7 protein-coding genes are annotated in these 6,562 nt (G+C 61.4%); 4 read left to right on the top strand and 3 right to left on the bottom strand.

The window, feature by feature from the left end:
• The 4 genes from EN738_RS28735 to EN738_RS28750 all read left to right on the top strand — a co-directional run.
• Window positions 1–463: type 1 glutamine amidotransferase domain-containing protein (locus EN738_RS28735; protein WP_145966960.1), on the top strand; the 463-nt coding region annotated here is incomplete at its 5' end.
• 466 nt (window positions 464–929) lie between these two features.
• Window positions 930–1,085 carry a hypothetical protein gene (locus EN738_RS35730; RefSeq protein ID WP_187331221.1) on the top strand — a complete coding sequence of 52 codons (156 nt, stop codon included), beginning with the start codon at window positions 930–932 and terminating at the stop codon, window positions 1,083–1,085.
• Window positions 1,086–1,452: 367 nt separating this feature from the next.
• A complete protein-coding gene (locus EN738_RS28745) occupies window positions 1,453–2,043 on the top strand; it encodes a hypothetical protein (RefSeq protein ID WP_127286607.1) in 591 nt (196 codons plus the stop codon).
• 318 nt (window positions 2,044–2,361) lie between these two features.
• Window positions 2,362–3,228, top strand: coding sequence for a metal-dependent phosphohydrolase (locus tag EN738_RS28750; RefSeq protein ID WP_245494800.1), 867 nt, complete (start codon window positions 2,362–2,364; stop codon window positions 3,226–3,228).
• Window positions 3,229–3,337: 109 nt separating this feature from the next.
• Here the strand turns inward: EN738_RS28750 and EN738_RS28755 are convergent, their stop codons facing one another.
• The 3 genes from EN738_RS28755 to EN738_RS28765 form a co-directional block, all read right to left on the bottom strand.
• Window positions 3,338–4,408: an adenylate/guanylate cyclase domain-containing protein gene (locus EN738_RS28755; RefSeq protein ID WP_127286609.1), complete on the bottom strand. Its 1,071-nt coding sequence runs from the start codon at window positions 4,406–4,408 to the stop codon at window positions 3,338–3,340.
• A 3-nt stretch (window positions 4,409–4,411) separates the two neighbouring features.
• The gene (locus EN738_RS28760) at window positions 4,412–4,906 is read right to left on the bottom strand and encodes a Rab family GTPase (RefSeq protein WP_126056366.1); all 495 of its coding nucleotides are present in this window, start codon (window positions 4,904–4,906) and stop codon (window positions 4,412–4,414) included.
• A gap of 13 nt (window positions 4,907–4,919) precedes the next feature.
• Window positions 4,920–6,562, bottom strand: a 1,643-nt coding sequence (locus EN738_RS28765; protein ID WP_145966961.1) for an OmpA family protein, incomplete at its 5' end; no start/stop codon positions are given.

Raw genomic sequence — 6,562 nt, forward strand, 5'->3', positions numbered from 1 at the left:
GCTTGGGGAAACGGTGCGCCTGGACAGCATCGACCAGAAGGACTTCGACACCGTCTTCTACCCGGGCGGACACGGGCCGCTGTGGGATCTGGCCGAAGATCCGAATTCGATCAGGCTGATTGAATCCTTCGCTGCCGCCAGCAAGCCGGTCGGCCTCGTTTGCCATGCGCCGGGCGTGCTGCGTCACGTGACCAATCCCGACGGCACCCCGTTTGTTCAGGGCCGCTATGTCACCGGCTTCACCAACGCCGAGGAAGCGGCCGTGGGTCTTACGAAGGTCGTGCCTTTCCTCGTCGAGGACGAGCTCATCAAGCTCGGCGCGGTGTTCTCCAGGGTCAAGGACTGGGGCGTGCACACGGTGGTCGACGGCCGGCTCGTCACCGGTCAGAATCCGGGGTCGTCGGTCGAGGCGGCGGAGGCGCTCATGGCTGCCGTGAGCCTGGTGAAGACCAGGGCCGCCTGAGCGGGCCGTGCATCGCGACCTGCCGCAGGCTCACGCCACGCTTCGTCATCCTCGGGCTTGACCCGAAGGGGTGCGCTGTCCGCCGGCGCTCTCAGCGCCTGGTGCTCCGGCTCCGCCAACGCTTCGTCATTCTCGGGCTTGACCCGAGGATCCATGCCGTGACGCTTTTCGTAGAATGCGGCGGATCAAAAACTGCACCGTCGCAAGGCGCGCAGGTCGCGGCATGGATCCAGGGTCTGCGCGCGTCGCTTCGCTCCTTGCTCCGCCCCAGGATGACGAAGGTGACAAACACGGCGCTCCTTGACGCGCCCTCTGTCGCCATCGGCGACCGCTGCGCTTGCAGGAATTGCTTCGCCCGTCACGACATACCCCTTTCGGCCTAGTCCATATTATTCGGTAAGTGACTCGCACGCCGGTCGAGCCAATACTTCCTGCTGGTAATCATGCCGGGCGGGGGCTCGCAAACATGGATTCCGATATCGTCTCGGGCATAGCCGTTGCTTCGATCGTCGTCGGCCTCGCCGGTCAGGCCGTTCTGCTTTGGATCACCTGTCGCGGCCTCGGCTGGACGCCGGCGATCGTGAGCAACCGCAGACGGCGTCTCGCCAGTGACCGCGATTAGAATTCGCCCGGCACGCCGTATATGCGTGGCATCGTCATGGACGTGACTAACCCGAAGGTGGCGATCTTCCTCGCCTTCCTGCCGCAGTTCCGGAGCGCGGCAGCATTGCCGCCCAGATGCTGACGCTCTGCGCCATCTTCATCCTCTGCGCCTTCCGAGCCTCCCTGCACGCGCACTTCCTCGAGTTCATCGTGAGCGTGCAAGGCCGGGATCCAGTTTCATCAGGATCGTGGATTCGCCGCCGGCCTCATCCTTGTAGATTGCTTTCATGTAGACGCCCGGCGCGGCCGAAGTGAACGCGCGTGGCCCTCTCCGAATAACCTGTTCCGTAGTATAGCGAATCGACTTTGAAAATTTGGAGATTCCATTGCTTCGCCGCAGTCTTATTGCCCTTGTCGCGATCGCTCTTACAGGTTGCGTCGCGTCCTCCATTGACCCGCAGAGCAAGGCCTCCTTGGGCTTCGTCTACGTGGAGCCGGTGCAGCTGTCGAAAGCCACTGTCTTTGCGCCAAATTCAAGTGAGGCAAATGCAAGTTCGGGGAAAGTGCCCGCCACGGTGGCAGAGGCCACTTCCCGTCTTCAAGAGGTCGTGGATACGCGCACCAACCTCCGCGAGTTCATCGAGAGTCAGGCGAAGGAAGACCTTGTCAGCAAGGGATACCGCGTGACAGACGCGGCATCGGGCGCCTCCGCCAGGCTGAAGATCAACGTCAACCACGCATTGAGCGTTCCGGTTAACGATGGGCGAGGCATTGCAATGACCGTCAGCGCTGAGATGGTTCGTTCATCGGACGGCAAACGGCTAATGTTCGCCGGCGCCAGCCAGATCAACGATGCCGAAGCGAAGGGCCTTCGCATGGCGCCCTATGCCGAATGGTTCACGAATGATGAGTTCTTCGTAGAGCAGTACCGCTTGGTAGCCCGGCTGCTTACAGCTCAGGCCCTTGCGGGCCTGTAGGGGCGAAAAAACTCGGTGGAGGCGACGCCCCGCACCGGATCTAACCCAACGCGAAAACTGTGAAAGCGGAAGCAAGGGCCTTGTCGCGAGCCTGATCACCGACCATGCGAGGCGATCGCCGGTCTGCCTATCCTCCCTGACAGCCTCGGCAGCAGGAAAATCTCCGCCCCCCGGCAACATTTGGCAGTCGCCGCTGCCTTGGGGCCTTGGTCCTATGAAATCTGTGCCGGAACCGTGCTAGGGTGGCCGCCGCAGGACGCGGCTTGCCGCGCTTCAAGGCGGTCAGGAACGATTGTCATGCTCAATCCAATCTCCATCATGGCCGACCGGCTCGGCGACTATCTGTCGGAACTCTACCTCCAGTATTTCTCGCATCGCAATCCGGAATATGCGAGCTACCTGGGCGGGGCGGCCCGCCTTGTCCTGGAGCGCATCGGCAATTCGAACGCGCTCTATCACAACATCGAGCATACGCTGATGGTTACGCTCGCTGGCCAGCAGATCATTCGCGGCCGGCTACTTTCGGAATCCCTGACCCCCGATGACTGGCTGCATTATACCTGCGCGCTGCTTGTCCACGATATCGGCATGGTGCACGGCGTGTGCGAGGGCGACACCGAGGACAGCTTCGTCATTAACGAGGCCGGCGACCGCTATACGCCACCGCGCGGCGCCTCCGACGCGGTGCTTGCGCCCTATCATATCGACCGCGCCAAGATCTACGCGCGGCAACGTTTTGCTTCCTCGAAGTTCATCAACGAGGAGCGCATCGTCGAGGCGATAGAGATGACACGCTTTCCGGTGCCGACCGATCCGGCCTACCAGGTCACCAACACCGAGCCTGCGCTGGTCAGGGCCGCGGACCTGATCGGCCAGCTCGCTGATCCCTTTTACCACCGCAAGCTGCCGGCGCTGTTTGCGGAGTTCTCTGAGATCGGGATGGTGGAAAAGCTCGGCTGCAGGACCGCCGCCGATCTCGGCGCCCTCTTTACCGATTTCTTCACACTGCAAGTCGAGCCTTACATCGCCGACGCGATCCGCTATCTGGAGCTGACGACGGAAGGCAAACAGTGGATTGCCAACCTCCACAGCAACCTCTTCCAGTCCGGGCATCGCCCGGCCAGGATCGGGCCGTTCCCCGGCCTGTTGCAGCCCACCTCGGCAAGCCATTTGGTGGAAACTTAAGAGCCTGGGATCGTTTCCCTTTCCGCCGGTCCGCAAAGGTTGCATGCGGCGGCTGTCAGGCATCGTCGCCAGGCCCGCATCCGCCGTGGTCGTGGTCCCAAGCGGCAAATCAGGCCGGGAGCCGCCACATTCGCACCAGACCTGTGCCACGCAATTCCGTTTCCCCGAGCGGCTCGCAAGCAAAATCCGGTCCGAGCAACTGGTGGGTCGCATCAGAAATACGGATTTCATCGGGCTCCGCGGCCTTTTGAATGCGCGCGGCGAGATTAACGGTGTCGCCCCACAGGTCATAGACAAACCGCCTTTTGCCTATGACGCCCGCCACGATCGGTCCGGAGTGAATTCCAATTCTGAGACGTAGCGCTTCGCCTGCGAAGCGCTCTCGCCTGGCCGCCTCCCGCAGCTCAAGCGCATAATTCGCAATGGCTTGCGCATGATCGGATCGCGCGACCGGCAGGCCAGCGACCGCCATGACACAATCGCCGATGGTTTTGATCTTTTCGCAGCCGTATTGTTCCGAGAGCAGATCGGCCGCCCTGAAGAAGTAATTCAGGATAGCGATCGTCGTCGCGGCTCCGACGCTCCGCGCTCTTTCGGTAAAGCCGACGATGTCGGCAAAAAGCACACTGACCTCCGCGTGGTTGTCTGCAATTTGCTCGTCCGCTTTCAGCCGCTCCGCGATCGACGCCGGAAGAATGTTGAGGAGCAGGGATTCGGCACGGCGGTATTCGCGCGACAAACCCTCCTGGCTCTCCCTTAACGCCTCGTTCGTCGATTGCAGCTTCGCATTGAGTTCACGCTCCCTCTCCTGCAGGAGCGTCATTTCATAAGCCTTCTGCTGAAGCCGCTGCTGATGGTCGCGTTCGGGCGTGGCGTCGAGAAAGAGCAGCCACACCGAGCCGCTGTCGTCAAAGAAATGAAGGTCCGCGACACGCCCGCCGGGCAGTTCCATCATGGGCAAATGGAATGGAAGCTCTGGGCAAGGCAGCAGCCCTTCCATGATTTCGAGTTGATCGGCAACGGGCTCGCCAGTGCGAAGCGACAAAAGCCCGTAATATCCAAGGTTGCCGCCCTTCGCTTCTATGCATTGCCGGGCGTCGATTTTTAGATATGCGGCAGAACGCTCCTTAGAGAAGAAATCGTATATCCAGCTTCTGACTTCTTTCGGCAACCTAGCCATGGTCTACTTGGCGACCATCGAGGCAAGCTGACGAAACGCATCGTCGACATGTTCGCCCGAAAGCGCGCTTGTCAGATAGATTTGCCATCCGCGTTGCTTCAGTTCGTCAATCTCACCATCCGGTATTGCCCAGCGATCGGTCAGATCGGATTTGTTGAACAGCAATACAAACGGCATGGCACCGAATTCGGCCTCGACGCGCTCGCGCAGCGTAAGCGCCACGGCAAGAGTAGCGGGCCGGGTTCCGTCGACGACAAGTACGAGCCCGGTCGCACCTCGCACATAGCTGACGCGGAATGAGCCGATATCGTCTTCGCCGGCCAAATCCCACAAAATCAGATCCACGGTCTTGTCCGGAAACGCGACGCTTTTCTTGTCGATCTTCACGCCCACCGTGGTCAGGTAGTTTTCCGAGAAGATGCTTTGCACGAACCTGCGCACCAGGCTCGTTTTGCCGACAGCGAACCCGCCCAACATGCAGATCTTTTTTTGCAGCATCCTGGGCCCCGCACTACTCCAGGCTGACCGTAACCGAAACCCGGCGATTGGTGGAGTTCCCAGTTCGACTATTTTCATTTTCGGGCACCGCCGGCTCAAAGGTGCCCGCGCCCCGGACCTGCAGCAGTTCCGGAGCGACGCCGCGCTTGTTGAGAAGCGCGCGAACCGTCTCGGCGCGGGCGGCGCTGATCGACGCGTTGGCCGTCTCACGGCCCGTTGTGTCCGAATGGCCGGTCAACATGAACCGCGCTGTCACGCCTGCCTTGCGGGCATTTTCGGCGAATTCCTTCAACTGATCAGCCAATCTGTCAAGCACCGGCGCCTGCTCCGGTCCCGGCACAACCTTGCCGGAAGAGAAGAAAATATCGGTCGTCTGGATGGCCTCTCTCAAATGATTAAGTTCGGCAAGGTTCAGCTCGCGCAACTGCGAGACATCCAGAATCACTCCGTCCGCCGAAAGTTGGTCGGCGGCGGCCTGTGCCCGGCCGATCCAGCCGGCAGGAGCCTCGCCCACGACAACGATGCGACCCTGGATGATCGAAAGCTGAACCGATTTCGGCGGGGACAGCGACGCCGTCAGCCGCTTCACCACGAACTTCGGATCAAGACTCTGATAGAATTGCCACTGTGAATGAACGCGGGCAGGATCAACCCCCGTTCCGGACAGCAGAGCTTGCGGGTCGGCGGCAAGCGGGTCTCTCAGACCGGAAATGTAGAAATGTCCGCCCCTCTCCGTTTGTTGGGCGACGATGATTCCCGGTTGAGCCTCAAGTCGCGACACATAATACTGCCAATGCTCCGCCGCGCGTGCATCGGGGCTCACATCACGAACCTTGGAAATGTCGAACTCCGGTCCGCCTACCGAAAGCTGTCGTGCCGCCGCGCGCGCCCGATCTATCCAGGTGTCGGGAGCCTCACCCTCGGCAACGATGCGGTCATTGACGATCGAAAGGCGCACGGTATCCGGCGGATACAGCGACGCCGTCAGCCGCTTCAACACGAACACCGGCTCAAGGCTCTGATAGAATTGCCAGCTTGCATGAACGCGAGCGGGATCGACCTGCGTCCCGGCCAGCAGCAACTGCGGGTCGACGGCAAGCGGGTCTCTCAGGCCGGTAATATAGAATTGGCCATCGCGCACATTCTGTTGGGCGACGATGATGCCGGGCTGCTTCTCCAGTCGCGACACATAGGCCTGCCAGCGCTCCTCGGGGCTCACATCACGGACACCGGAGATGTCGAAGACCGGGCCGCCGGCTGAAAGCTGCTGGGCGGCGGTCCGCGCCCGGTTGATCCACGCGGTGGTGGCCTCACCCGCCGCAACGATGCGATCATCGACTACGGAAAGCCGCACCGAATCCGGCGGCGCCAGCGACGCCGTCAGCCGCTTCAGCACGAACTGCGGCTCAAGACTCTGGTAGAATTGCCAGCTTGCATGAACGCGCGCGGGATCGACCTGCGTCTCGGCCAACAGCGAATGCGGGTCGGTGGCAAGCGGGTCTCTCAGACCGGCAATATAGAATTGGCCATCGCGCACAGTCTGATCGGCGACGATGATGCCGGGCTGGGTCGCCAGTCGCGACACATAGGCCTGCCAGCGCTCCTCGGCGCTCACATCACGGACCCCGGAGATGTCGAAGACCGGGCCGCCTGCCG

Source organism: Mesorhizobium sp. M4B.F.Ca.ET.017.02.2.1, assembly GCF_003998955.1.
Taxonomy (GTDB): Bacteria; Pseudomonadota; Alphaproteobacteria; order Rhizobiales; family Rhizobiaceae; genus Mesorhizobium; species Mesorhizobium abyssinicae.